This window comes from Allorhizobium ampelinum S4 (assembly GCF_000016285.1).
GTDB classification, from domain to species: Bacteria; Pseudomonadota; Alphaproteobacteria; order Rhizobiales; family Rhizobiaceae; genus Allorhizobium; species Allorhizobium ampelinum.
The window spans coordinates 706,215-730,806 of the sequence record NC_011989.1 but is presented as its reverse complement, the minus strand read 5'-3'; the positions used below and the strand labels follow the sequence as shown (position 1 = coordinate 730,806).

Annotated in this window: 21 protein-coding genes, 1 tRNA gene and 1 pseudogene; 11 read left to right on the top strand and 12 right to left on the bottom strand. The window is 58.7% G+C overall.

What is annotated here, in order from left to right; genetic code table 11:
• Positions 1-28: 28 nt before the first annotated feature.
• Positions 29-181 (bottom strand): annotated as a pseudogene (locus AVI_RS29490) (IS3 family transposase); the annotation flags it as partial.
• A 63-nt stretch (positions 182-244) separates the two neighbouring features.
• Complete coding sequence (locus AVI_RS03400) at positions 245-1,522, bottom strand: NAD(P)/FAD-dependent oxidoreductase (RefSeq protein WP_015915026.1); 1,278 nt, start codon at positions 1,520-1,522, stop codon at positions 245-247.
• Here AVI_RS03400 and AVI_RS31695 point away from each other — a divergent pair.
• A complete protein-coding gene (locus AVI_RS31695; RefSeq protein WP_272481457.1) occupies positions 1,521-1,646 on the top strand; it encodes a hypothetical protein in 126 nt (41 codons plus the stop codon). The genes AVI_RS03400 and AVI_RS31695 overlap by 2 nt on opposite strands.
• A 118-nt stretch (positions 1,647-1,764) precedes the next feature.
• Here AVI_RS31695 and mqo read toward each other — a convergent pair whose 3' ends face one another.
• Complete coding sequence (gene mqo, locus AVI_RS03395; RefSeq protein ID WP_041696234.1) at positions 1,765-3,477, bottom strand: malate dehydrogenase (quinone); 1,713 nt, start codon at positions 3,475-3,477, stop codon at positions 1,765-1,767.
• 345 nt (positions 3,478-3,822) lie between these two features.
• Here mqo and AVI_RS03390 point away from each other — a divergent pair, with 345 nt between their 5' ends.
• Both AVI_RS03390 and AVI_RS03385 read left to right on the top strand, forming a co-directional pair.
• The gene (locus AVI_RS03390; protein ID WP_015915024.1) at positions 3,823-4,500 is read left to right on the top strand and encodes a response regulator transcription factor; all 678 of its coding nucleotides are present in this window, start codon (positions 3,823-3,825) and stop codon (positions 4,498-4,500) included.
• Entirely contained in the window at positions 4,478-5,866 is a 1,389-nt protein-coding gene (locus AVI_RS03385; RefSeq protein ID WP_234895243.1) for a sensor histidine kinase, read from the top strand. The genes AVI_RS03390 and AVI_RS03385 overlap by 23 nt, the downstream gene beginning before the upstream one ends.
• 70 nt (positions 5,867-5,936) lie before the next feature.
• Here the strand turns inward: AVI_RS03385 and AVI_RS03380 are convergent, their stop codons facing one another.
• Positions 5,937-6,335, bottom strand: coding sequence for a (R)-mandelonitrile lyase (locus AVI_RS03380; RefSeq protein WP_015915022.1), 399 nt, complete (start codon positions 6,333-6,335; stop codon positions 5,937-5,939).
• 229 nt (positions 6,336-6,564) lie between these two features.
• On the opposite strand from AVI_RS03380, the gene bglB reads away from it, so the two are divergent.
• The 3 genes from bglB to AVI_RS03365 all read left to right on the top strand — a co-directional run bounded on the left by bglB (position 6,565) and on the right by AVI_RS03365 (position 9,916).
• Positions 6,565-7,689 (top strand): beta-galactosidase BglB, encoded by a 1,125-nt coding sequence (gene bglB, locus AVI_RS03375; RefSeq protein WP_015915021.1) that lies wholly within the window; start codon positions 6,565-6,567, stop codon positions 7,687-7,689.
• Between the two features lie 133 nt (positions 7,690-7,822).
• Positions 7,823-9,070, top strand: coding sequence for an NAD(P)/FAD-dependent oxidoreductase (locus AVI_RS03370; RefSeq protein ID WP_015915020.1), 1,248 nt, complete (start codon positions 7,823-7,825; stop codon positions 9,068-9,070).
• A 108-nt stretch (positions 9,071-9,178) separates the two neighbouring features.
• Positions 9,179-9,916: a CDP-diacylglycerol diphosphatase gene (locus AVI_RS03365; protein ID WP_015915019.1), complete on the top strand. Its 738-nt coding sequence runs from the start codon at positions 9,179-9,181 to the stop codon at positions 9,914-9,916.
• A gap of 16 nt (positions 9,917-9,932) precedes the next feature.
• Here AVI_RS03365 and AVI_RS03360 read toward each other — a convergent pair whose 3' ends face one another.
• The 3 genes from AVI_RS03360 to AVI_RS03350 form a co-directional block, all read right to left on the bottom strand.
• Complete coding sequence (locus AVI_RS03360) at positions 9,933-10,478, bottom strand: gluconokinase (RefSeq protein ID WP_015915018.1); 546 nt, start codon at positions 10,476-10,478, stop codon at positions 9,933-9,935.
• A 149-nt stretch (positions 10,479-10,627) separates the two neighbouring features.
• Complete coding sequence (gene rirA / locus AVI_RS03355) at positions 10,628-11,098, bottom strand: iron-responsive transcriptional regulator RirA (RefSeq protein ID WP_015915017.1); 471 nt, start codon at positions 11,096-11,098, stop codon at positions 10,628-10,630.
• A 362-nt stretch (positions 11,099-11,460) separates the two neighbouring features.
• The gene (locus AVI_RS03350) at positions 11,461-12,957 is read right to left on the bottom strand and encodes a CoA-acylating methylmalonate-semialdehyde dehydrogenase (RefSeq protein ID WP_015915016.1); all 1,497 of its coding nucleotides are present in this window, start codon (positions 12,955-12,957) and stop codon (positions 11,461-11,463) included.
• Between the two features lie 102 nt (positions 12,958-13,059).
• Here AVI_RS03350 and AVI_RS03345 point away from each other — a divergent pair, with 102 nt between their 5' ends.
• Positions 13,060-13,941, top strand: a complete 882-nt coding sequence (locus tag AVI_RS03345) for a LysR family transcriptional regulator (protein ID WP_015915015.1) — start codon at positions 13,060-13,062, stop codon at positions 13,939-13,941.
• A gap of 14 nt (positions 13,942-13,955) precedes the next feature.
• Positions 13,956-14,387, top strand: a complete 432-nt coding sequence (locus AVI_RS03340; protein ID WP_015915014.1) for an OsmC family protein — start codon at positions 13,956-13,958, stop codon at positions 14,385-14,387.
• Here AVI_RS03340 and AVI_RS03335 read toward each other — a convergent pair.
• Genes AVI_RS03335 through AVI_RS03325 form a run of 3 tightly spaced genes read right to left on the bottom strand, consistent with a single transcriptional unit; the run spans position 14,382 to position 16,398 of the window.
• A complete protein-coding gene (locus AVI_RS03335) occupies positions 14,382-15,002 on the bottom strand; it encodes a DUF1007 family protein (protein ID WP_015915013.1) in 621 nt (206 codons plus the stop codon). The genes AVI_RS03340 and AVI_RS03335 overlap by 6 nt on opposite strands.
• Positions 14,999-15,790 (bottom strand): hypothetical protein, encoded by a 792-nt coding sequence (locus AVI_RS03330; protein WP_041696231.1) that lies wholly within the window; start codon positions 15,788-15,790, stop codon positions 14,999-15,001. Before AVI_RS03330 ends, AVI_RS03335 begins: the two co-directional genes overlap by 4 nt.
• Positions 15,790-16,398, bottom strand: a complete 609-nt coding sequence (locus AVI_RS03325; protein ID WP_015915012.1) for a HupE/UreJ family protein — start codon at positions 16,396-16,398, stop codon at positions 15,790-15,792. Before AVI_RS03325 ends, AVI_RS03330 begins: the two co-directional genes overlap by 1 nt.
• Before the next feature lie 242 nt (positions 16,399-16,640).
• On the opposite strand from AVI_RS03325, the gene AVI_RS03320 reads away from it, so the two are divergent.
• Positions 16,641-17,309, top strand: coding sequence for a HupE/UreJ family protein (locus AVI_RS03320; protein ID WP_015915011.1), 669 nt, complete (start codon positions 16,641-16,643; stop codon positions 17,307-17,309).
• A 63-nt stretch (positions 17,310-17,372) separates the two neighbouring features.
• On the opposite strand, the gene AVI_RS03315 is transcribed toward AVI_RS03320, so the two are convergent.
• Together AVI_RS03315 and AVI_RS03310 are read right to left on the bottom strand one after the other, a co-directional pair.
• Positions 17,373-17,449, bottom strand: a tRNA-His gene (locus AVI_RS03315).
• 165 nt (positions 17,450-17,614) lie between these two features.
• Positions 17,615-18,064 (bottom strand): phasin, encoded by a 450-nt coding sequence (locus AVI_RS03310; RefSeq protein WP_015915010.1) that lies wholly within the window; start codon positions 18,062-18,064, stop codon positions 17,615-17,617.
• Between the two features lie 234 nt (positions 18,065-18,298).
• Here AVI_RS03310 and AVI_RS03305 point away from each other — a divergent pair, with 234 nt between their 5' ends.
• Complete coding sequence (locus AVI_RS03305; RefSeq protein WP_015915009.1) at positions 18,299-22,531, top strand: ATP-binding protein; 4,233 nt, start codon at positions 18,299-18,301, stop codon at positions 22,529-22,531.
• A 157-nt stretch (positions 22,532-22,688) separates the two neighbouring features.
• On the top strand, positions 22,689-24,584 hold the full coding sequence (locus tag AVI_RS03300; RefSeq protein WP_041696226.1) for an AsmA family protein: 1,896 nt from the start codon (positions 22,689-22,691) through the stop codon (positions 24,582-24,584).
• Positions 24,585-24,592: the final 8 nt, after the last annotated feature.

Here is a 24,592-nt window from a genome sequence, read left to right as displayed (position 1 = left end):
GGGTTTGCCGGAGGCCATTTTGCTTAAGTTATGCGGCCATGGCTGCTTCGTCCAGCATGGCGTAATATCGCTCTTCGGCTTCGGCTGGCTGTATATTCCCGATCGGCTCGAGAAGTCGTCGGTGGTTGAACCAGCCGACCCATTCAAGAGTGGCGAATTCCACTGTCTCGAAGCCCTTCCATCCGCAACCTTAATCTCGGTCTGGTCGCTACGCTTCTTAAAATTACGATATCATTTATTAATTTTATTTTCTCGCCTGCCCTTCATCCCTCATCGTCTCTTTTTGAGTAATCAGGCGGGCACTATGCTGGCCGCTGAGATAAATCCACAACCAGCTCCATGCAACGGCGAGTCTTGAGCGCGTGCCGATAAGAAAATAGATATGGGCGAGACCCCATATCCACCATGCGAGACTACCTGTTAGCTTTACCTTGCCAAAATCAACGATGGCCGCGCTCTGGCCGATGGTGGCAAGGCTCCCTTGATGCCGGTAATGGAATGGCGCGGGAGCGGGTTTGCCTTTCAGTCTAGCCTTGATCACTTTGGCGACATAGGCGCCCTGTTGTTTGGCGGCAGGCGCAATACCTGGTACGGGCGTGTTATTGCCTTGCATAACCGACGCCGTATCACCGATCACAAAAACATCCGGCATTTCTGGCGCGGTAAGGTCCTTCCCTACAACCACGCGACCCGCCCTGTCGGCGGGAACACTAAGCCAACGCGAAGCGGCTGATGCCTGAACACCAGCCGCCCAGACGATCGTCCGGCTTGGAGTGAACTGTTCACCAATCTGAACGCCGTCGCTTGAGCACTGTGTGACGGGCTGTCCAAGACGAACCTCAACACCGAGGTTTTCCAGCACGCCTTGTGCATAGACAGACAGTTCCGGCGCAAAGCTTGGCAGCACACGTTGGCCCGCCTCGACCAGGATCACTTTTGTCCTGCGGGTATCGATGGCGCGAAATTCTTTGGGGAGAGTCTTGTGCGCCAGCTCGGCGATAATACCGGCAAGTTCGACGCCTGTTGGGCCGGCCCCAACAATGGTGAAGGTCAGAAGCGCCTCACGCATCGCCGGGTCAGAGGTGGTTTCTGCCTGCTCGAAGGCAAGAAGGAGGCGGCGGCGAATTGTCGTGGCATCCTCAAGCGTCTTCAGGCCCGGTGCCACAGGCTCCCATTCATCGCGTCCGAAATAGGCATGGGTCGCTCCGGTGGCCAGAACAAGCGTGTCGTAGGATATGGATGCCCCACTGCGTAACATGACCTGCTTTGCAGCGACATCGACGCCGCCGACTTCACCCAGCAATGTCGAAACCTCCTGCCGGTCGCTATAGAGATGGCGAATTGGCCAGGCGATTTCCGACGTGGACAGAATGGTTGTTGCAACCTGATAGAGAAGAGGTTGGAAAAGATGATGGTTTCGCCGATCAATCAGCGTTATCCGCGCTCCGCTGCCTTTGAGATCATGGACCAGCTGAAGCCCGCCAAAGCCGCCACCAACAACCACGACGTGATGATCACTCATGATCGATCTTTCTCTTTTTATACCGGGTGAAATTCAGCTCAATGTAAACGCAGACCATGTGCAGAAAATTACAGTTGAAATTCTGGCCGATGGTCTGGCACGCAACTCATCACCTTTGCGCTGATGCTACAGTATTGTGCGCTTCATAAAACACACAATACTGCATGCGAGGACATATATTTTTGCCAGGATCAGCCGAATGCACGCCAAGGCGCGCATTCATTCTCGCGTAAGGCCAGAATTTACAGCGCCATGTCCGGCACACGTTTGATGTCTGCCGCCGGTGCGCTGACGCCTGGCTTTGTTATTGCGGACATGTCGATTGCTGGTGGTGCGAGCGTCAGTTGAAGGCGCTCTGCCGTCGCCGCCCATTCCTTGGCCAGCATGTCGGGGTTCTCATTGAGGTTGACGCCATAGCTTGGCACCATGGTGCGCACCTTCTCCTGCCATTCCGGTGTCGCCAATTTCTCGGCAAACACTTTCTGGAGCAGATCCAGCATGATCGGTGCAGCCGTTGACGCGCCCGGAGAAGCGCCGAGCAGGGCGGCAATGCTGCCATCCTTGGCCGCCACAATTTCTGTTCCGAGCTTGAGAATGCCGCCCTTTTTGGCGTCTCTCTTGATGATCTGAACGCGCTGGCCGGCCTGCCAAAGGCGCCAATCCTCGGCCTTGGCATTGGGAAAATAGGCGCGCAGGGCCTCCAGCCGATCTGCGTCTGACAGCAAAAGCTGCCCGGCCAGATATTCGACCAGATCAAACTCATCATAGCCAACTTTCAGCATGGGCCAGATGTTTTCGAGCGTGATTGTCGCAGGCAGATCGAACAGCGATCCTTCCTTCAGGAACTTTGTCGAGAAGGTTGCGAAGGGGCCAAACAACAAGTGGCGCTTGCCTTCAAACACGCGGGTGTCGAGATGCGGAACCGACATTGGCGGCGCACCGGTGGAAGCCTGCCCGTAGGCCTTGGCAAAATGCTGGTTTGCGATCTCTGGTTTGTCGCAGACCAGGAACGAACCGCCCACGGGGAAGCCCGCGTAGTCATCGCCTTCAGGAATGCCGGCCATCTGCAGAAGGTGCAACGCACCACCGCCCGCACCGATGAACACGAACTTCGCCTTGACGGTGGTCGACGATCCATCCTTGCGATTGGAGGTGCTGACGTTCCACGATCCGTCGCTGGTCTTTTCAATCGCCTGCACTTCGGTGGAGGTGCGCAGCGCAAAGTTTGGATGGCTCTTCAGATGCGTGACATACTGACGGGTCACCTCGCCCCAATCGGCGTCGGTGCCAAGGGGGCTCCAGGTGGCGGCGAGCTTCTGGGCGCGATCACGCCCGTCCATCATCAGCGGCACCCATTCGGCAATCTTGTCATGATCGGTCGAAAACTGCATGCCGGAAAACAGCGGGCTGGCTTTCAACGCTTCAAACCGCTTGGCAAGAAACGCCGTGTTCTCATCGCCCCAGACGAAACTCATGTGCGGTGTCGAGTTGAGGAACGAGCGCGGATTTTTCAACACGCCAACATCAACCTGATGGGCGAGGAACTGGCGGGTGATCTGGAAGGCCGAATTGATCTCAATCGCCTTTTCGATATGCACATTGCCTTTCGCATCCATCGGCGAATAATTCAGCTCGGCCAGGGCCGAATGCCCCGTGCCGGCATTGTTCCAGCCGTTGGAGCTTTCCATGGCCACGGCGTCGAGCCGCTCAAGCATTTCAATCGTCCAGTTCGGCTCAAGCTGGCTGAGCAAAACACCCAGCGTCGCACTCATGATGCCGCCACCGATCAACAGGACATCCACGGTTTTTTCCGGTGCTTGCGCCCAGCTTGGCACAGAGGTCGCACCGAGAACGACCGCCCCGGTGGCTGCCGATCCCAAAAGCTGACGGCGGCTCAAAACCGGGCCTTGGATGCCTGCGGCAATGGATGGGTTGTCTTTACGATGAACGGGCATCTGGCACCTAATTGAGTTTAAGGGCGACTGCGATTGCCGTGGGCTTTGACGATCGCACCATATAGTCACAAGTCAGCACGCGACTTTCTGTCGCGCAGGTGCTGGGGTTTGACGCAGTGAAATGACAAAAGCCATTAAATAGAAATTTAAGAACGGCCATCCCGCCCCGGAGGCAAGCCTGATTATGTGCATCCGCGCGTTGAATCACACACCGCACAATTGCGCTATTTTTTGAAAAACCGTAGGAGTGAAACAGCAAACCGGTATTTGAAACGCGCGTGTGCTCTGGCAATAATGGATGACCTGCAACATCTATGGAGGGACCGACGCACCAAGGAATAGGCCATGGCGAAAGTTATCCTTATTGAGGATGATGAAGATACGGCACAAGATATCTGCGCTGAGCTGAAAGATTACGGATACGCCGTTGACTGGGAATCCGATGGTGCCAGGGGCCTTGAACGCGCAAGGAATGGCGGGGCAGATATCCTGATCGTTGACCGTATGCTGCCTGGTATGGATGGCCTTGCTGTGATTGATACATTGCGGCGCGAACAGGTTCGCACGCCTGTGCTTGTCATCAGTGCCCTCAGCGCCGTCAACGACCGTGTGCGCGGCCTGCGGGCCGGTGGCGACGACTATCTCACCAAGCCCTTTGCGATCCTCGAACTTGTCGCCCGCGTGGAAGCCCTTCTTCGCCGCCCCGCTGACATGTCGGCAAAAGTGCTGCGGGTTGGACCGCTTGAGCTTGACCTTCTGGAGCGCAGCGCTTGCCGCGGCGAAAGAGAGATTGAGCTTCTTCCCCGTGAATTCAAGCTGCTCGAATATATGATGCGCCATTGCGAACAGCTTCTGACGCGAGGAATGCTGTTTGAGGAAGTCTGGAAATATAAATTCGTTCCCGATTCAAACCTCATCGATGTGCATATGGGTCGGCTCAGGCGAAAAATTGATCATCCGGGAGATCACCCGATGATCTCCAATGTTCGTGGAGAAGGTTTTGTACTTCGCGCGCCCGATTGAATGGGTCCGGCAATCCCGTTTCCGCTATGTGGTGGTGTTGGTGACGGCGATAACCGTTCCCATGGTGCTGAGCTTTAGCTTTGCCTATGTCCAGACCACTGGCCGCGAGTTGATCAATCAACTGGATGAGCTGGTTTTGCAAGAAGCAAGCGTCATCACGCAAGGTGCTCTTCTGGGGCGGATGGATGCCTATGAGGAACGCGTGAGGCAAGACCCGCGACGGGTGAAGCCAACGGGTATTTTCACAGCCGATGGCCACCGTGTGTCGGGAACTGTCCAGGAATTTCCGTCGGGTCTGGCGCTGGATATGCCGCCCAGACAGGTCTCCATTGTTCGCACCGACCAAACACCACCGCAACAACAGCGGGCGCGCGCGGTTGCGCGACGCCTGCCAGATGGCAATATTCTGTTCGTTGGCTGGAGCACGGCCGATAATGAGCAGGCCGCATCCATGGTGGAAAGAGGGCTGCTGTTTGGCCTGGTTCCGGTGCTGACGTTTGGCCTGGCGGCGGCGGTGTTTTTTGGCTTGAACGCCCACAGGCGTGTCAACGAAATGCAAATCCGGATCGCACAGATTGTTGCGGGCGATTTGAAACAGCGCCTTCCCTACCGCAATGTGCAGGACCCGCTCGACAACCTTGCCCAAATCGTCAACGGCATGCTCGACGAGATGCAGGCCTTCATCGAGGACCTCGCCGCCGTCGGTGACGATATAGCCCACGATTTGAGAACACCTCTGGCCAGAGTGCGCCTCGGCCTGGAAAGGGCTCGGCGCAATGCGACCTCCGTTGAGGACATGCAGATCGCCATGGATCGGGCGATTTCAGGAATTGACCACGCGATCTCCATCGTCACAGCCATTTTGCGTGTTCGAGAGATTGAACAAGCGCGCCGACTTCAGGCATTTGACAAAGTGGAACTCGCGGAGCTCGTGCTGGAAGTCGGGGACCTCTACGAGCCCATTGCTGAAGAGAAGCAGCTGACACTGACAGTGAGGGCAAATGCCGACATTGTCGTTCATGGAGATCGGGATCTGATTTTCGAGGCCGTCGCCAATCTCGTTGATAACGCGATAAAATTCACGCCCGAGGGCGGCAGGATCGATGTTTGCCTTGTCGTGGAAGACGAGCGAAAAGCGCTCCGCGTGAGCGACACTGGCCCAGGCGTGCCTGAGAGCGAGAGAAATCTCCTTGTTCAGCGCTTTTACCGCTCAGACCGAAGCCGCCACACAAGAGGGTTGGGGTTGGGATTGACCTTGGTGGCCGCGATTACCAAATTGCATGGCTTCCGGTTCGACGTGCTGCCAACCAAGGGCTTCACGACAGAGATCACCTTTCCACAAAATGCACACGACAAGGACCAATGACGTCGCCGTCACAGGTATGCGCCCGGGCGTCTCGAATGCGGCGCATTGTTGTGGCGGAGCGTAAACCCAATCACACGGATCGATACTGCTCGTCCGTCACCTGCTCCAGCCAGTCGACCACCTTTCCATCCAGCTGCTCCTGAATGGCGATATGGGTCATGGCTGTGGTCGCGGAGGCACCGTGCCAGTGCTTTTCGCCGGGCTCGAACCAGACGACGTCACCCGGATTGATGGTTTCGATCGGGCCGCCCTCGCGCTGCACGAGGCCGAGGCCAGCGGTGACAATCAGTGTCTGGCCGAGGGGATGCGTATGCCAGGCGGTGCGTGCGCCGGGCTCGAATGTCACGCAGGCTGCGGCGGCGCGGCGGGCATCGTTGGGCGAAAACAACGGATCGATGCGGACCGTGCCGGAAAACCAGTCCGATGGACCTTTGGTGGAAGGCTGGGTGCCGTTTCTCTTGATGTCCATGGGCTCAACCCCTTTTATTTTGAGAGATTCTGCCAAATAGATGGTGCCCATATGCTGTATGGCAATGATCATCTTTCGTCAGACCATCCCACCCAAAAGATAAAGTCAATGTCGAAAGCGTGTTCGCCTCACCCGCCGAACTCCAGCTGACGCGCCTCCTGCTTGCAATCCCCTCCTGTCTATGCTCCCTTCACCCCGACGCTGTGGAGGGCGTCGAGGAGGAGTAACCATGACCATGCATCCTTTGCTGGCGCAGCCGGAGCGTTTTGTGACGCGCAATGAGGTTGTCGAGCTGATTGGCCGGTTGACGGACAATCTGATCAACATCACGGACACCACAGGGGAATTCCTGCTGCGGCTGGACGATGGGCGGGTGATCGATACCAAGGGCTGGGCCGGGTGGGAATGGACCCATGGTATCGGGCTTTACGGTCTGTTTAAATACTGGCAGCAGACCGGCGATGCCAAGGCGATGACTGTTATCACCGACTGGTTCTCGGCACGGCTTGCCGAGGGAACCCCGACCAAGAATATCAACACGGTCTGCCCGTTTCTGACGCTCGCCTGCCTTTATGAACATGCGCCCAACCCGGCCTTTATCCCCTATCTGGAAACCTGGGCCGAGTGGGTGATGCATGAGATGTCGCGCACGCGCGAAGGCGGTTTGCAGCATATCGTCTATAACAGCGTCAACGACCAGCAGATGTGGGACGATACGCTGATGATGAGCGTCATGCCGCTCGCCAAGATCGGCCTGCTGTTGAACCGCCCGGACTATTTGGAAGAGGCGAAGTATCAGTTTCTGATCCATAGCCAATACCTCGCCGACCGCGCCTCCGGCCTGTGGTTCCATGGCTGGACCTTCGATGGCAATCATAATTTTGCCCGCGCACTCTGGGCCCGCGGCAATTCCTGGGTGACCATTGCCATTCCGGAATTCATCGATCTCTTGCAATTGCCGGAAGGCGACGCGGTGCGGCGTCATCTACTCTCTACGCTCGACCGTCAGGCCGCAGCCCTTGCCAAATATCAGGACCCTTCCGGCCTCTGGCACACGCTGGTCGATGACGAGGGCAGCTATCTGGAAGCCTCGGCCACCGCCGGTTTTGCCTATGGGCTGATGAAGGCGGTGCGCAAACGGTATATCAGCGCGGACTATCGGCCCGTGGCGGAACGCGCGGTGCGCGGCGTCATTGCCAATATCGACGCCAAGGGCGAATTGAACCAGGTGTCCTTCGGCACCGCCATGGGTTCGGATCTCGATTTCTATCGCACTATCAAGCTGACCTCGATGCCCTATGGGCAGGCGATGGCCATTCTGTGTCTTTCTGAATATCTGAGATCCTTTATTTGAAACCGCGAGTAGAGAAAGCCCGAAGCACCGCAATGGCAGGATAAAAATCCTGCCATTTCAGAAAGTTTTCATTTGCGCATTTCCCAGCGCTTTTGCATGGTCACGGCAGTAATCCTTGACCGTGGGTCTTTTCATGTCTGTCGATGCAATTGTTCTTGGCGCCGGTATCATCGGCGTGTCCACCGCTGTTCAGCTGGCGCGGCGCGGCAAATCTGTGGTGCTGGTGGACAGGCGGGGCGCGGGCGAGGAAACGTCCTACGGCAATGCCGGGCTGATCCAGCGCGAGGGCGTCGTGCCCTACGGCTTTCCGCAGGATCTTGGCTTGATCCTGCGCTACGGTCTCAACAACCGGATCGATGCGCATTATCATCTCAAGGCTCTGCCGAAGCTTGCCGCTTTCCTCTCCTCCTATTGGTGGCATTCCAACAAGCCGCGCCATGAGGTGATCGCCAGGGCCTATGCGCCACTGATCGAGCATTCGATCACCGAACATAAAGAGCTGATCGAGGCATCGGGGGCCGAAGCGCTGATCCGCAAGGACGGTTGGGTCGAGGCGTTTCGCACCCAGGCCGTGCGCGACAAGGAAGTGGCTGAGGCCGAACGACTGGGGCGTGAATACGGTATTCAGTTTCAAACCCTGACGGCAGCCGATCTGGCCCGCGAAGAGCCGCATCTGAGCCAGGATTTCATCGGCGGGCTGAAATGGAACGATCCCTGGTCGGTGCTTGATCCGCTCGGGCTGACCAAGGCCTATCTCACCACCTTCGAAAAGCTTGGCGGACGCTTCGTGCATGGTGATGCCTTGAGCCTGAAACAGGCAGGCAGCGGCTGGCAGGTCACCACCGACGATGGCGTGATCGATGGCAAACAGGTCGTGGTCGCCCTCGGCCCCTGGTCGGATCAGGTGACGGCCAAGCTCGGCTACCGGTTCCTGCTCGGCGTCAAGCGCGGCTACCACATGCACTATGCCAGCACCGGCAATGCAGTGCTGAACAACTGGATGATGGACAAGGAGCGTGGCTATTTTCTCGCCCCGATGACCCAGGGCATACGGCTGACGACCGGGGCGGAATTTGCCTTGCGCGACGCGCCGAAAACCCCGGTACAATTGGCGCGGGCCGAGAAAGTCGCCCGCACCATCTTTCCGCTGGCCGAGCGGCTGGACGCGGAACCCTGGATGGGCGCGCGGCCCTGCACGCCGGATATGATGCCGGTGATTGGCCAGGCGCCACGCCACAAAGGGCTGTGGCTGGCGTTTGGCCATGCCCATCATGGCTTGACGCTGGGTCCGGTGACGGGGCGGTTGCTGGCGGAGGCGATGAGCGGCAAAACGCCGTTTCTGGATATCTCGGCCTTTCGTCCGGAGCGGTTCAGGGCCTGATACAGATCCCGAAAATGTGATATGCGGACGAACCGGGCGTCACAGGAAATCGGCAGACGGACCTTACAGTCGGGTGCTTGAAGTCAATGATTTGCTCAAGGGATCACTATGACCAGCCGCCCGCTTTCCTCCCTCGCCCTTGGTCTCATCGGCCTGCTTGCCGCCAGCGCGATTGCCCATGCCGATCCCGACGCGCTGTGGAAAATCGTCCATGACAAATGTGTTGTCGCGACAGCGCCTTGCGTCCATGTCAATGCCGGCGAACATTATGCGCTGCTGAAGGATCAACGTGGCGTGGCGCAACATCTGCTGATCCCGACCGACAAGATCACCGGCATCGAAAGCCCTGCTCTGCTGGATGACAAGACGCCGAATTTCTTTGCCGATGCCTGGAATGAGCGGGCCGCCGTCGATGCCAAGCTGCCGCATCCCTTGTCACGCGATGCGCTCAGCCTGGCGGTCAACGCACAAAACGCCCGCTCGCAAAACCAGTTGCATATCCATATCGATTGCCTCAGCCCGGATGCCCATGCGCTTTTGACCAAGATGGCCAATGACATCGGCACCGACTGGGCGCCCCTGCCGGGCACAGTGGCCGGACACCATTTCATCGCCATGAAGGTCGAGGGTGATACGCTGGCTGGCTACAATCCGTTTCTGGCGCTGGCGAAGACCCTGAAAGACCCGTCAACGGAGATGGCAAGCCACAATCTGGTGGTGGTTGGTGCCAGTTTCGCCAGCGGCCCTGGCTTCATCATTCTCAGCGACATTGCCCCTGCCGCGACCATCGGTTTTTCCGGCGGTGAAGATGTGCAAGATCACAGCTGCCAGATCGATCCGGCCTGATCACCGCAAATCGTTGTTATTCCAGCTCCGACAGCCCGGCTGCTGCGGCCTCGACAATGGCGTCGATGCTGCGATCAATATCAACTGTCACCACACAAGGCTCACCGGTCGGGCTTTCCAGTGTTGCAAGCTGGCTTTCCAGCAGGCTGACCGGCATGAAATGTCCGGTGCGTTCACCCATGCGGCGGGTCAGCAGCTCTTTCGAGCCTTCCAGATAAATGAACGCGGTGCGATTGCCAGTCGCTTCGCGCAGCAGGTCGCGATAGCTTTTCTTCAACGACGAGCAGGACACGATAATGGTTTGGCCCTCCTGCAAGGCGGCGGCCATTTTATCGCCGATCGCTTGCAACCAGGGCCAACGGTCTTCATCGTTCAGCGGCGTGCCCTTGGCCATTTTCTCGACATTGGCGGCGGGATGCAGGCTGTCACCTTCCAGGAAGGGGGCGTCAAGCTTTTTCGCCAGGCCCTCGCCAATCGAGCTTTTGCCGCAGCCGCTGACCCCCATGACGATGATCGCCCAAGGTCTGGTAGCAACGGTGTCGGCTGTCTGATGGGCGGTCATGCTGATCTCTCCGGGCGGCTACATCACTTACCTTCAAGTAGCGTATTGCCGTCCCTGGTCAACCGCCTCATCCCAGCCTCACCACAAACGAAAAACGCCCGGACCGGAGGTCAGGGGGCTCTACATCATCACTTTTAAAACAAACAGGCTCAGGCAGCCGGTGCAGCTGCCAGACGAGGCAGATCCTCGATACCCAGCAAAAAGTTGATCTGCGGGCGGGCCTTGACCAGGTCGTCGATGGAATATTCCGCCAGCACCGCGAAGAAAGCATTGAGCGCCTTGCGCAGCGCCGAATTCAGGCCGCAGCTGTCGATCAACGGGCAATCGACCTCGCCATCATCCTCGAAGCATTCGGCCATCGCAAAACTGTCTTCCGTGACCTTGACCACATCGAACAGGCTGATCTTTTCAGGCGCACGACCCAGGCGCACGCCGCCATTGCGGCCACGCACAGTTTCCACCAGGCCTGCCTTGTTGAGCGGCTGAAGGATCTTGAACAGGAACAGTTCAGAGACACCATAGGCCTTGGCAATTTCCGGAATACGGCTCAGGTGGTCCTTGTTCGCCGCGCAATACATCAGAATGCGTACCGCGTAATTGGTCTGCTTCGTCAAGCGCATGCGCCACTCCTTAAGCTGGTCCAGCGAACCTTAGCCGCTTGGCGGTCCTTGGCAAAGCGCCAATTTTGTCCGTCCATATCAGCATATATAATGGCTTTTGTACTTTTGAACAATTCCAAATTAACATTTTTTGAGCGTGTTTCTCCAGAAAAGATTTTCATGCTTGGAGTGTTGATTTTGGCTTTTTATCACGAAAAAAGGCGGGCCGTTGGAGACCCGCCTTGGTGATAATTTTTGGTGCGACGTCTTACGTCATCACTTCATTGTTGGCATGACGAACTCGGCACCGTCTTTGATGCCTGCCCGCGCAACCGCAGCAAACGGAGTGCCGCGAGGACGCGCAGACAGAAAAACCGCAGGCATCATTTCATCGTCGGCATAACGAATTCAGCGCCATCCTTGATGCCGGAAGGCCAGCGGCTGGTGACGGTCTTGGTGCGGGTCCAGAATTTGATCGAGTCCGTACCATGCTGGTTGAGGTCGCCGAAGGAAGACGCCTTCCAACCGCCGAAGGAGTGGTAGGCCAGCGGCACCGGAATCGGCACATTGATGCCGACCATGCCGATATTGATGCGGCTGGCAAAATCACGCGCCGCATCGCCGTCGCGGGTATAGATCGCAACGCCATTGCCATATTCATGCTTCATCGGCAGATCGAGCGCTTCTTCATAGTTTTTCGCGCGCACTACCGAGAGAACCGGTCCGAAGATTTCGGTCTTGTAGATGTCCATATCCGGGGTAACGTTGTCGAACAGGCAGCCACCGACGAAATTGCCGTTTTCATAGCCCTGAAGCTTGAAGTCACGGCCATCGACGACCAGCTTGGCACCGGCTTCGACGCCACTGTCGATCAGACCCAGAATGCGGTCGCGGGCTTCCTTGGTAATGACAGGACCCATATCGGCCTTGTCATCGGTATAAGGGCCAATGCGCAGGCTCTCGATCATCGGGGTCAGCTTGGCAATCAGGCGATCAGCGGTTTCATCACCAACAGGAACGGCCACCGAAATCGCCATGCAGCGTTCCCCGGCCGAACCATAGCCCGCGCCCATCAGCGCATTGGCGGCCTGATCCAGATCGGCATCGGGCATGATGATCATGTGGTTCTTGGCGCCGCCAAAGCATTGGGCGCGCTTGCCGTTGGCTGCTGCCGTGCCATAAACATAACGGGCAATCGGGGTGGAGCCCACGAAGGAAATTGCACCGATATCGGGATGAGTCAGCAGGCCATCGACAGCTGATTTATCGCCATTGACGACGTTCAGAATGCCAGCAGGCAAGCCCGCTTCAATCATCAGTTCGGCAAGACGCATCGGCACTGACGGATCGCGCTCGGAAGGCTTGAGGATAAAGGCATTGCCGCAAGCGATGGCCGGGGCAAACATCCACATCGGAATCATCGCCGGGAAATTGAACGGCGTAATGCCAGCGCCAACGCCGACAGCCTGGCGGATGGAATACATATCAATGTTCGGGCCTGCGCCTTCGGTAAACTCGCTCTTCGACAGATGCGGAATGCCGATGACGAATTCGCAGACTTCCAGACCACGGACGATATCGCCCTTGGCGTCTTCAATGGTCTTGCCATGTTCACGCGACAGCATTTCGGCCAGCTCGTCCATATGGGTGTTGAGCAATTCCACGAACTTCATGAACACGCGGGCGCGGCGCTGCGGATTGGTGGCGGCCCATTTTGGCTGGGCGGCCTTGGCGTTTTCCACCGCTGCATTCAGCTCGTCTGCGCTGGCTAGCGAGATTTCGCCCTGCACTTCACCGGTTGCCGGATTGAAAATCGGCTGCTTGCGGCCAGAGGTGCCAGCCACGGCCTTGCCGCCAATAAAATGCCCGATCTGATACATGGGTGATCCTCCTGAGTGTTTTTGATAGGCCACTATCGCGCTTTAATTTGCACAACGCAACGCGATGATTTACGCATCCGTTGTGCATAAATGGATGTTACTATGAATTGGGATGACGTTCGCATTTTTCTGGCCATTGCCCGCACCGGACAAATTCTGGCCGCCTCAAAACGGTTGGGGCTGAACCACGCCACGCTCTCACGCCGTTTGACGGCGCTGGAAGATGCGCTGAAAACACGGCTGTTCATTCGCCGCACCAATGGCTGCGAACTGACCGCCGAGGGCGAGGTGTTTTTGGCCTCTGCCGAGCGGATGGAAACCGAAATGCTGGAAGCCCAAGCCCGCCTTGGACGCACCGATGCCAAGGTGGCAGGCACGGTGCGGATTGGTGCGCCGGATGGGTTTGGAGTGTTCTTTCTGGCCTCCCGGCTTGGCGGATTGATCGAGCGACACCCGGAACTGAAAATCCAGCTGGTGCCGGTGCCACGCTCGTTTTCGCTGTCGCAACGCGAGGCCGATATTGCCGTAACGTTGGAGCGGCCCGATCAGGGGCGCCTCGTCTCGGCGCATCTGACCGATTACAGCTTGGCGCTTTATGCCTCCCGCCAGTATATTGAGCGCCACGGGTTGCCGGAGACCGTGGAAGCCCTCAAGGATCATCACCGCATTGGCTATGTGGAAGACCTGATCTTCACGCCATCGCTGAATTTTACCGGCGAAATCATGCGCAACTGGAACGCCAGCTTTGAGATTTCCTCCGCCATTGGCCAGACGGAAGCGGTGCTGGCAGGCGCTGGGATTGGTATTTTGCACAGCTACATCGCGCGACAGCACCGTGACCTAGTCCGCATTCTGCCCGACATCACCTTGCACCGTGCCTATTGGACCACCTATCATGAGAGCCTGCGCGATCTGGCCCGCATTCGCACCGTGGTGGATTACTTACGCGAGCGGGTCGATCAGGATCGCGGTATCTTTTTATAACTAGGATAAGCATCATGGCCGAGATCAAGATGAAAGCCCGCCCCATGGGCGCCACCGCCGTAATCGGCCGCACCGGTTTTCCGCAGATCACCTCGGCCACCGGCGGTGAACTGTCCATCGTCACCGGCCCGTCGCAAGCAGGCTTCAACCCGCTGGACCTGCTCTACGCCTCGCTGGCTGGATGCCTCACCATCAGTGCGCGCCTTGCCGCCAGCGAAATGGGGGTGATGGACAGGATCAGCGAAATTACCGCCAAAGTGACGGGTGAAAAGGCCAAGGAAGGTCTGTCGCGGGTCGAGCGTTTCGAAATCACCTTGACCATTACGGGCGAGATCGACGCCAAGACCCGCAAGGCGATTGCCGACCGGGCCGAGCACGAGATCTGCACCGTTAGCAACACCCTTTCCGGCAGCCCGGAATTTGTGACCACTCTACTTCCATCATAAAGACGGACCGCAGGTCAAGGTTATCCGCTCCGGCACGACCAGACCGGCGAAATAGGCATGGGCCGGGTTTGGTGCGCGGCTGGTCCGGCACTGGCCACCATCGCCGCGAGTCTGAAGCCCACCGGTCTCGGCCAGACGGAACGCGGCGACATAGTCCTTGTCCTTGACCTCCAGATCAAGGCTTTTGCCGCGCAGATCCACCGGTCCGGCCAGGCTGAAAGCAAAGGTGACAGTCACGACATTCCCATGGATCTCAGCGGTAAAGCCCACCGGCTGCAACCGCGCCGCCTGCCTGCCATCCACCGACAATTCCGTGAAAAACCTCTTGCGGCCAAGATCGGCAATCAGCTTGTCGCGCAGGGCCGAGGCCTCCTCCGCGGTAAACTGGCTATTGCGGTCGCGGTCATAGCGATCCAGCAGAACGCGGCTATAGGCCGCATCGAAGGACCAGCTTTCACCGACCCCCGTCAACACCCCATGATGCATATCGAACAGCACCCTCAGCGTGATGGCGATGTCTGGATGCGCCAACACCGGAGAAGCCGACAGCAGACAGAGCGCCAGCGTGGCTGCAAGCGCGGTCTTCCGGCGAAAGGCAAGTGGCAAACGGCTCATGGCAACCTCCCCTCACCCGCATCCGGCCCCAGCACCGGTCTCTGGGGACCATAGCGGTCCAGGGATTTGAACAGAGGCTCAAAACCTGAAAAATCATCGCTGGCAGCAGGAGGCTCCGCGAAGGGCGGCGGGGTGAGTGTGGTCTGTTTCGAGGCCACGTAAGCACCGCCGTACAGCATGCCGATGGCAAGCAACCAGCTGCCATAAACCCGCGAGGCAATCCTGGTCCAGGCGGCAGTGACGATACCAGCGACAAGACCAGACACCAGCAGCAGCCAGAACGCGGCAGACAGCGCCAAGGGCAGATAGAGCCGGTCATGCAGGCTTGGATCGGAAAAAGAGATCGCCAGCGAAAGAGCGATCCCAAGCACCGGCAACAGCGCCAGACCGGACCAGAACCGCAGCGGCAATGGCAAAACCAGCATTATCCCCGCCAACAGACAGGCCAAGGGACCGACCAGAAAGAAATGGCTGGGCGCTGCGGGCAAAGGCGCCAGAAGCTGCATCCACATATCGCGCCAGACAAAACCGGCGACAAAGCCTGCCGCCAGCACCAGCAGAGCCAGCGGCAATCGCCGTCTCGGAAATTGCCCCAGAATGAAGCCCGTGCCGATCAAGGGCAGCAGGCGTTCAATGGTAAACGTGGTCGATAGCAGCCAATGGTCCAGCGTCTCCTGGTCAAGCCAGGTCCACACTGCCGACGCGCCTATCCCAATTGCTCCGAGCAGCGCCACAAGGGCTAGACCCGTCGTCAGATGACCAGCAAGGGGCGTGCCCGGCTTTGCCATCAGGTCACAAGGAAATAAAGGCCGCCGATGGCGATCAGCCCGCCGGGAATACGAACCATGCGCTCGCCCAAGGCCCGCGACACACCAAGCCCAACGGCAATACCAGCAAGATGGATCAGGCCGGTGGCAATCACGAAGCCGATGGCAAAATCGGCGGGATCGGCGGCAATTGGCAATTCGGCGCCGTGGGCATAACCATGGCAGATGGCAAAAAGGCCGATGACCGTCAGCGCCAGCCATTCTGGCGGACGCCAGACCAGCGCAATCGCTGCGCCCAGCACGACGATGGACAGCGCAATCCCGGTTTCAATCGCCGGCAGCGGCACGCCGGCAATGCCGAGAATGCCACCCAGGACCATGATCAGCGGAAAGGTGATTGGCAGCGCCCAGACATTGCGGCCACCCAGTTGCGCGCCCCAGAGACCGACGGAAAACATCGCCAGAAGATGATCGGCACCCGACAGTGGATGCTCGAAGCCTTGCAGGAACCCACCGGCACCGCCCTGGACGATGTGCGCCTCGGCCATGCCCGGCATTAAGGCAACAAGGGCTGCGACAGCGGCAAGCCGCCCCGCCCCGACGATCTGACGTTTAAAGTTTTCCTGCATATCCGATCTCCCGAATTGAATGCCTGCCCTGCTTCAGCCCTGCCTTGGCTGCCACCTTATGCAGACTGTTTCTGCGACCAAATTGTGGTCGCGAAATGCATGGAACCTGTTTGCACCTGATCAAGCCAGAAAGAAAGCTTCGACGATAACAGCCGGGCGTTGTCAGCGCTCTGGCCGTCACTTATACCCCATATTTTACAGCTACAGGCCAATCTTACAAAAACGGCAAGGGCAAAGCGACAATGACCCCATTTCATCCAAGGAAAATTCCGGGCCATTTCCAAGAGCATTTTCTGAGACGTTTCAGAGCAATCAACGGATTACCCTTGCGCCTGATGATCACCTTGCTGGGCTTTGCAGGCAGCGCCACGCCGGCCTTTGCCCATGTTCTGGGTGGCCCCATGGGCGGCTTCGGCAGCGGGTTCGAGCATCCGCTGCTGGGGGCCGATCACTTCCTGGCCATGCTGGCCGTCGGTCTCTGGGGTGCGCAAATGGGGGGACGCTCTGTCTGGACCCTGCCCGCCACCTTCCCGCTGATCATGTGCATCGGCGGCGTGATTGGCATGCTGGCCGACATTCCCGACCCGGTGATTTCCGGCGGCATAGCGCTCTCGCTACTGGCGCTGGGCGCTGCCATCGCCGCCAACTGGAAAGCCCCCGAATTTGCCTCCCTGGCGATCATCGCACTGTTTGCGCTGTTCCATGGCTATCCCCATGGCAAAATGGCCCCCAACGCCACCGACCCCGCCGCCTACACTGTCGGCTTCGTCGTCGCCACCGGCATGATCCACATCCTCGGCATCGCCATCGGCTACGGGCTGGGCCGGCTCTACAACGGCATGGTGGTCCGCGCGCTGGGCGGGCTCATCGTGGTCGCGGGCGTGTATTATCTGGTGACGGGACAGATGTAATATTCAAAACGAAACCGAACAAACGGTCCGCAAGCAGATGATCTGAAAATATTGTGGAAGAAATGGTACGGTTGGGGGGTCTCGAACCTCCGACCTCAGGTGCCACAAACCTGCGCTCTAACCAACTGAGCTACAACCGCACATCAAGCGCTAGCGCTTTCGAGGGGTCACATACGGGGCGTGGGAGAATTTTTCAAGCCCCTTTTTGCGCTTCCCCATTTATTTACAGATCACTGGCCGCGACGGCAATAAAAAGGGCCGGACGAACCGACCCTCTCATCTTCATCAATATGTGACCGAAAAGATCAGGAGACCTTGAAGCTGGACATTGCCTTTTCAGCGGCTTCCTTGCCGGGCTTTGCCACGGTTTCGGCAACCTTCTTGACGGTTTCCTGCATGGCCTTGGCCTGCTCGACGGTGACTTCAGCCTGCTTGCGGATGAAGGCGGTCTGCAATTCGACCAGCTCAGCAACAGACTTGACGCCCATCAGGGCTTCCATGTGCGACAGGGACAACTCGGCATTGGTGCGCAGGGCGTCGATTGCCTTGAGGCCAAGTTCCATGCTGCCGCTCTGGGCGCTCTGCAAGGTGGCTTCAACCGTCTTGGTGGCGTCTTCGGCAGCGGTCTTCATCTTGGCATAGGCTTCCTTGGACTGAGCAGCGCCCTTCTCGGTGAAGTCGCGCAGGCTGTCGGAAATCTTTGCAGGGTCGAAGGCAGCAGCAGAGAAAGGGGTGGATTTCGAATTGGTAGCCATGATGGAACTCCTTGGAAGGGGCCGATCGTTGCAGCCCGGTGTTTTTCGATAAAGGCCATATAACAGCGTTTATTGTGCATTGCAATATTATGTTGCGATGCACAATAAAATAATTGTCGAGATTAACCCTGTTTAGCGATAGAGGCGCTCTTCGCTGGACCCGGAGGGGGTGCGAAGTTATTAAAAATCTGTTAATTCAGAACAGTGCCGGCGAAAAAGCTCGACAGGTTGACCATGCCCGCTATCCAATACCCTTTCATTGATATCGCCGTGCACAGCGCGGTCAGGGCCAGGTTTGCGCGTGGAGATGCACTTGCGCTGTTTTCACTGGATCTGGAACGGGTGCTTTGGGCCAATGGCGCCGGAGCAGGTTTCTTCGGAACGGCTTCTGTTTACGATTTCCTCGACCAGGGGCCACCGCGCCAGGATGTCACCTTCCGGCAGATCGCCGCCATGGCCCGGCAATTGAAGACAACGGGCGAAGCGCGCCGGTTGGTGGTGCGAGCCGGTTCGGGCTTTCGTCTTGTGCCTGTCGAAGCCCAGCTGGAACGGCTCGAGATCCGCCCCGGCGAAGTGGTCATCCTGTTTTCCATGCCGGTCAGCTACCGGGACGCCTCGGCCCGCAGCGAAGCACTGCTGCGCGGCTTCGAGGACCCTGATACCCATATGGCTCTTCTGGACAGCAAGGGCGCAGTGATCCGTGCATCCGGCAATTTCGACCGGCTCGGCATTACGCCACGCACCATTGAAACCATCGTGCAGATGGCGCAAGTCCAGCCCGGCGGCCTGATGAAGCGGCCTATTCCGACAGCACGCGGCAACCTGCCAGCTGCACTGGGCAGAATTGCCGACGACCCAGCAATGTTCCTGCTGTTTGCAGTGGAAACCCTGCTGGGAACGCTGGATGCGTCGGATGGGTTTACTGAGGAGCAGCCCACCCCGGCTTCCGTAACCGCTCCACAGGTCCACGAACCGCAGGTTTCAACAGAGCCAGCGGTGGCCGCTGCTGAGCCTCCCCCGTCTGAGACTTTTCCAGCCGCAGATACAATCGCTGTTGAGGTTGAAGAGGCCGAGCACGAGGAAGCCAAGTCCGAGGAAACAACGCCCACAGAGACTTTCGAGGATGTGGTCGAAGCCCTGGGCAGCATCCACGAGTTGGAACCTGAGCCGGAAGACCTGTCCCAAGCGGATGCGCTGAGCCCGCAGCCGGACGATCATGCCATTGGCGAGCCCGCGCCTGAAGACGAGCCCTTCCCTGAAGACGAGGACTTGCCTGAAGAACTGTCCGTTCCCGAGGAAAGCCATCCTGAAGCGGAACAGCCTCCTGCCACGTCCGACGCGACATTGACAGAGGATCGTCAAGCCAGCGCGGATCTGCCAGATTCGGATCTAAATGCCGGTGTCGAACAGGATGAGATCGAAGCCGAGGACGATACCCACCTAGAGGAGCCCGCAGAACCGGAGGCGATCGCCGCCACAGCTGACCCCGCTGATCAGTCTGAGGAGAGCCAAGCCGAGACCAGCACATCCTCTTCGGACGCTTTTGAGCAGGACGAAGAGGGCGAGACGGACTACGCGCCGCATTCCGAGGAAGAAACGCCCGAACGGCCGGAAACCGGTAGCGGACAGGCCGCACGGCAACAGGAGAACACCGAGGAGGATTTCGCCTTCGCACCGACCATGCGGGCGGCACGGTTCGTCTGGAAGGTCGATGCACTCGGCTGTTTCAGCGAAGTCTCGCCGGAATTTGGCAAGGCGGTCGGCCCGCGGTCGGCGGCCATCGAAGGCCAGACCTTTGCCGATCTTGCTGCCCTGTTCAATCTCGATCCCGATGGCAAGATCGTCGAATTGCTGAAAAAGCGCGATACCTGGTCCGGCAAAACGATCTACTGGCCGATTGAAGGCACCAGCTTGAAAGTGCCGGTCGATCTGGCCGCCTTGCCGACCTATACCCGCAATCGCGATTTTGATGGCTTCCGGGGCTTTGGCGTCGTTCGTCTGGCCGATTGCATCGAAGATACCGACAAGGTGGGACTGACCTTAAGCACCCCTCTCAATCAGACCGGCACGACCGAGCAAGCGGCGCAAGCCGATCCTCAGGAAGACATGCGTGACGATGCCCCCGCTGCTCCGGCAGAGGTCGAAAAGGCTGATACCATCCCTGCGCCAGAACGGGTGGAAGAACAGGAGCCGGAACGGGAAGAGGTGCCGGCCTTGGTCATCAGCGCTCCAGCCCCCCTTCCTCAGGCGGAAAACATCGTTCAACTCAAGCCTCGCCATTTCGGCCGCGAAGGCTTGAGCCCCGCTGAACATGCGACCTTTCAGGAAATTGCCCGCCGATTGGACGCACTCGGTGCAAAATCCGCTGACGGCAGCCGCGATCTATCGTCCAAAAAGGGACATACCGACACGGGACGTGACGACAAAGCCACTGTCGAAGACCAAAACCCATCCCCTGTTGACGCAGCAAATGCCGAAACGCAGACGCCGGATGCCAGCGCCGACCATGCGACACCCGAAGCGACGGATACAACAGTGCCTTCGCCACGTGCCGAGCGCGACAGCCTGCCTGAGAATGACAACACAAAACCAGATCCAGACACCGATCTATCGGCATCGCAGGCCAGTGAAAAGGCCAATGCGGAGGTAAGCGACGAGTCAACAAGCGCCGAAGATGGCGACGATCTGACTGACGTCGTTTCTGAACAGGAAGGGGACGAGCTGGATGAGACCGTCGTCGATTTCCCTGCTCCCTCTGCTGGTGATGAGGTTTCCGCCAATACAAACGATGACGCAGAGGATGGAAAAAACGCTGCGGACGAGATGATCCTGCCGGTCGCATCCGTGCCTGGCGCTCTACTGCCACGTCCGCCGCGCGATGTGGTGTTTTCGCCTGATGTGCTGGACATGCTGCCCGTGGCATTGCTCGCTCATCGCGGTGATACCCTGATCCATGCCAATCCGGAATTTCTGGCGCTGACCGGCTATGCCGATCTCGACGCATTGGCTCAGTCCGGTGGGCTGGATGCGCTTTTACAGCGTGACGACGTGGTGCAAGGCGACAATCCGCAAGACGATCAGCCTGGAACGGGCGACGCGCGCCGGGATGGCAGGCTCGTCGTGGTCAGGGCCGATGATGCGCTGGTGCCGGTCTCGGCGCGGCTGCAATCGATCCGCTGGGAGGAGGCAAGCGCCTTGCTGCTGGCGCTGGTGCCGCAGGCTGCGACAAAGCCTTCTGAGGCGGTCATTGCGGACCATACGCCTCGTTCGGTTGCCGATGCGGGTGACAGCTCACAGCCTGGATTGGACCATCCGACCCGGCTTGACGCGGTGGAACATACCGGCCTGCGCATCGAGGTGGAGGAGCTGCGCTCCATCCTGGAAACGGCAACCGATGGCGTGGTGACTATCAGCACCGATGGCGAGATCCGCACGGTGAACGGCGCGGCAAGTGCGCTGTTCAACTATGACGAAGACGATATTCGCGGTAAGCCCTTCGTGACGCTGTTTGCCCATGAGAGCCAGCGGGCGATCCTCGATTATCTGGGCGGGCTGACCGGTCATGGCGTTGCCAGCGTGCTCAACGACGGACGCGAAGTGATCGGCCGGGAATCCTCCGGCGGTTTCATTCCGCTGTTCATGACCATTGGTCGCCTCTCCTCTTCCAACGGCTTTTGCGCTGTTATCCGCGACATTACCCAATGGAAGCGCACCGAAGAGGAATTGCGCAGCGCCAAACGCGCCGCCGAGACCGCCAATGCCCATAAGACCGATTTCCTGGCACGGGTCAGCCATGAAATCCGCACGCCGCTGAATGCCATTATCGGCTTTGCCGATATCATGGCGGATGAGCGCTTCGGGCCGATTGGCCATGGGCGCTACGCTGAATATGCCGCCGATATCGGCCGTTCCGGCCGGCATGTGCTGGATATCGTCAACGATCTCCTGGATATTTCCAAGATCGAGGCGGGCGAAATGGATCTCGACTTCATCGCGGTTGGCTTGAACGAGACGGTGTCGGAAGCCGTCGCCATCGTCCAGCCGCAGGCAAATGGCCAACGCGTGATCATCCGCACGGCGCTGTCGCAATCGGTGCCGAATGTCGTGGCCGACATGCGGTCGATCAAGCAGATCGTGCTCAACATCCTGTCGAATGCCATCCGGTTCACGCCTTCAGGTGGGCAGATCATCGTTTCCACCAATTACGAGCCAAATGGCAGCGTAACCCTCCGCATCCGCGATACCGGGATCGGCATGACGCGGGCGGAACTGGAACAGGCGATGAAGCCGTTCCGGCAAGTGTCTCCCGGCGGCGCACGGCTGCGCGGCGACGGCACCGGTCTTGGATTGCCGCTGACCAAGGCCATGGTGGATGCCAATCGCGCCAGCTTTGCCATTCAATCGACACCGAACGAGGGAACGCTGGTGGAAATCACCTTCCCATCGCCAAGAGTTCTGGCGGGATGATCGGCAAGGCATCCCAGTCCGGACATTTCCTATGCTGCGTGGGCTCTCCATGATTGCCACTCGATGATTGGCCAAGGAAATTGCCAGGCAAAGACCTTTGCTGTATCGGAACGGCGGCAGTGGACTTATTCTTCGCGCCGGATGTGAAAGGCCTGATGTGACGCTCGGTTCAAAACGGAAATGGTCAGGGCCCGGGCGTTGGCGCGGTCCCCGGCTGGCCCGCACAGCGATTGCCGTCATCGCGGTTGCACTTTGCGTTTTTGTCGCATCCCGGCTGGCGGCACCCTATATCGTGTCCAGCAGCCTGGTGCGGGGCAGCATCGAAAAAGCCATCAGCCGCTGGAGCGGCCATGACGTAGAGATCGCAGGAACGCCCAGCCTGCAATTCTGGCCAGAGCCGCGCATTACCCTGCCCGATGTTACCATTACCGACCGAGATCCCGCTCAATCTGGTGGGACGGCTGGCAAGGCCAAGCGCGTTCTTGCCCATATCGACGTGCTGTCGGCTTCGTTCGGACTGGTCCATGCAGCCATGGGCAATCCGGTCTTTGACGATTTCCATCTCAGCCGGCCCCACATCTACATGCGGCGCAACACGCAAGGCCATCTCGATTGGGCGGGACAAGGCCTGCTCTCCGATGCCATTTCTCATGTCCAGGAGAGCATCAAGGGCGGACAAAGCCTGGACAAGGCCTATGATGCCCGGATCGGATCGATCACCATTGAAAACGGCCGGATCGACATCGAGGATCAACCGTTACAGCGCCGGGTGGTGATCGACAGCATCTTTTCCCATCTGTTCTGGCCAGTGATGTCGGCACCCGCGATCGGCAATGCCAATATGATCATCGGCGGTGTTGCCACCCAGCTGGATTTTGCCTCCACCCAGCCCTTGATCCTGCTGGGCGGCGGGGTTGGCCAGGCGGAATTTTCCCTGACCGCACCGACCCTGAAGGGTAGTTTCAGCGGCAAGACAGGGCTTGCGCCCGCCCGTTTTGCCTCCGGCCAGCTCAGCTTAACGATTTCCAACGTGCCGGGGCTTCTGGCTTGGACAGGCGCGACGCTACCGGGCACGGAAGCGCTGCACACAGTCTCCGTCAACGCCACAGTGACGGCGGAGACCGACAAGGTGAGGCTGGACAGCTTGTCCTTTACGGCCAACGATACCAGTGCAACCGGACTGATGGAAATGGCCCAGGCGAAAAGCGGCAAGCCGAAGCTGAGTGGCACACTGGCCTTTGAGCAGATGGATATTCCGACCTTTCTTGGTGCCTTCTCGCTCTCGGCGCCCGACACCAGTCATAATAACGGGAAAAGTGGACTGCTGGACTGGCTAGAATTCGACCTTACGCTTTCGGCCCGCAAGGCGACCTATGCGCCCTTCACACTCACCGATATGGGTGCCAGCATTCTGGCCACCGATGGCACCGTCGTGTTCGATATTGCCGATAGCACGCTGGCCGATGGAACATTGATTGCCCATCTCGAAGGCCGCAATGGCGGCTTCGACGAAGGCGGCCATCTGGACCTGTCGCTGACCAATGCCGATCTTTCCGATATCGAAGGCAAACTGGCGCTGAATGGCCCCCTGCCGCTGGGGCCCGGCTCCCTGACGATCTCGGCCGCGACCAACCGGGCACTGTGGGAGACCCGTGCAGCGGATATTACCGGCACATTGGACCTCAGTGCCGGACCGGGCCGGATCACCGGCGTCAACCCGGAGGGCATCCGGCGCAAGGCGGCGGAACAGAAGTTTTTCCGATTGCAGGATGCTGGCACGGGTGAATTGCCATTTGACAATCTGACTGTGTCAGCAACGCTTGATGATGGCAGTATCAATATTGGCAAGGGTGATCTGCTGGGCAGTGTGCAGTCCTCCTCTTTCTCCGGTGTCATTCCCTATAATTTCAAGGGATTGGCCCTCTCGACGGAAGTCCGCCCCGGCACTGCTTATGCCAACAGTGCCAGTGATGTCGCTGGCAATTTTGCACCGCTGCGGATGTTTATCGGCGGTTCCTGGCCGGATCTGATCCTGTCGCCAGCCCGGCCTTGATCGTTCAC

Bases quoted from the DNA above. Each gene is read 5' to 3' on its own strand.
- AVI_RS03350 (WP_015915016.1), bottom strand. From the start codon at position 12,957: ATGTATCAGATCGGGCATTTTATTGGCGGCAAGGCCGTGGCTGGCACC.
- AVI_RS03320 (WP_015915011.1), top strand. From the start codon at position 16,641: ATGACCCCATTTCATCCAAGGAAAATTCCGGGCCATTTCCAAGAGCAT.
- AVI_RS03305 (WP_015915009.1), top strand. From the start codon at position 18,299: ATGCCCGCTATCCAATACCCTTTCATTGATATCGCCGTGCACAGCGCG.
- AVI_RS03365 (WP_015915019.1), top strand. From the start codon at position 9,179: ATGACCAGCCGCCCGCTTTCCTCCCTCGCCCTTGGTCTCATCGGCCTG.
- AVI_RS03380 (WP_015915022.1), bottom strand. From the start codon at position 6,335: ATGGACATCAAGAGAAACGGCACCCAGCCTTCCACCAAAGGTCCATCG.
- mqo (WP_041696234.1), bottom strand. From the start codon at position 3,477: ATGCCCGTTCATCGTAAAGACAACCCATCCATTGCCGCAGGCATCCAA.
- AVI_RS03400 (WP_015915026.1), bottom strand. From the start codon at position 1,522: ATGAGTGATCATCACGTCGTGGTTGTTGGTGGCGGCTTTGGCGGGCTT.
- AVI_RS03345 (WP_015915015.1), top strand. From the start codon at position 13,060: ATGAATTGGGATGACGTTCGCATTTTTCTGGCCATTGCCCGCACCGGA.
- rirA (WP_015915017.1), bottom strand. From the start codon at position 11,098: ATGCGCTTGACGAAGCAGACCAATTACGCGGTACGCATTCTGATGTAT.
- AVI_RS03390 (WP_015915024.1), top strand. From the start codon at position 3,823: ATGGCGAAAGTTATCCTTATTGAGGATGATGAAGATACGGCACAAGAT.
- AVI_RS03325 (WP_015915012.1), bottom strand. From the start codon at position 16,398: ATGCAGGAAAACTTTAAACGTCAGATCGTCGGGGCGGGGCGGCTTGCC.
- AVI_RS03370 (WP_015915020.1), top strand. From the start codon at position 7,823: ATGTCTGTCGATGCAATTGTTCTTGGCGCCGGTATCATCGGCGTGTCC.
- AVI_RS03335 (WP_015915013.1), bottom strand. From the start codon at position 15,002: ATGAGCCGTTTGCCACTTGCCTTTCGCCGGAAGACCGCGCTTGCAGCC.
- AVI_RS03340 (WP_015915014.1), top strand. From the start codon at position 13,956: ATGGCCGAGATCAAGATGAAAGCCCGCCCCATGGGCGCCACCGCCGTA.
- AVI_RS31695 (WP_272481457.1), top strand. From the start codon at position 1,521: ATGATCGATCTTTCTCTTTTTATACCGGGTGAAATTCAGCTCAATGTA.
- bglB (WP_015915021.1), top strand. From the start codon at position 6,565: ATGACCATGCATCCTTTGCTGGCGCAGCCGGAGCGTTTTGTGACGCGC.
- AVI_RS03360 (WP_015915018.1), bottom strand. From the start codon at position 10,478: ATGACCGCCCATCAGACAGCCGACACCGTTGCTACCAGACCTTGGGCG.
- AVI_RS03310 (WP_015915010.1), bottom strand. From the start codon at position 18,064: ATGGCTACCAATTCGAAATCCACCCCTTTCTCTGCTGCTGCCTTCGAC.
- AVI_RS03330 (WP_041696231.1), bottom strand. From the start codon at position 15,790: ATGGCAAAGCCGGGCACGCCCCTTGCTGGTCATCTGACGACGGGTCTA.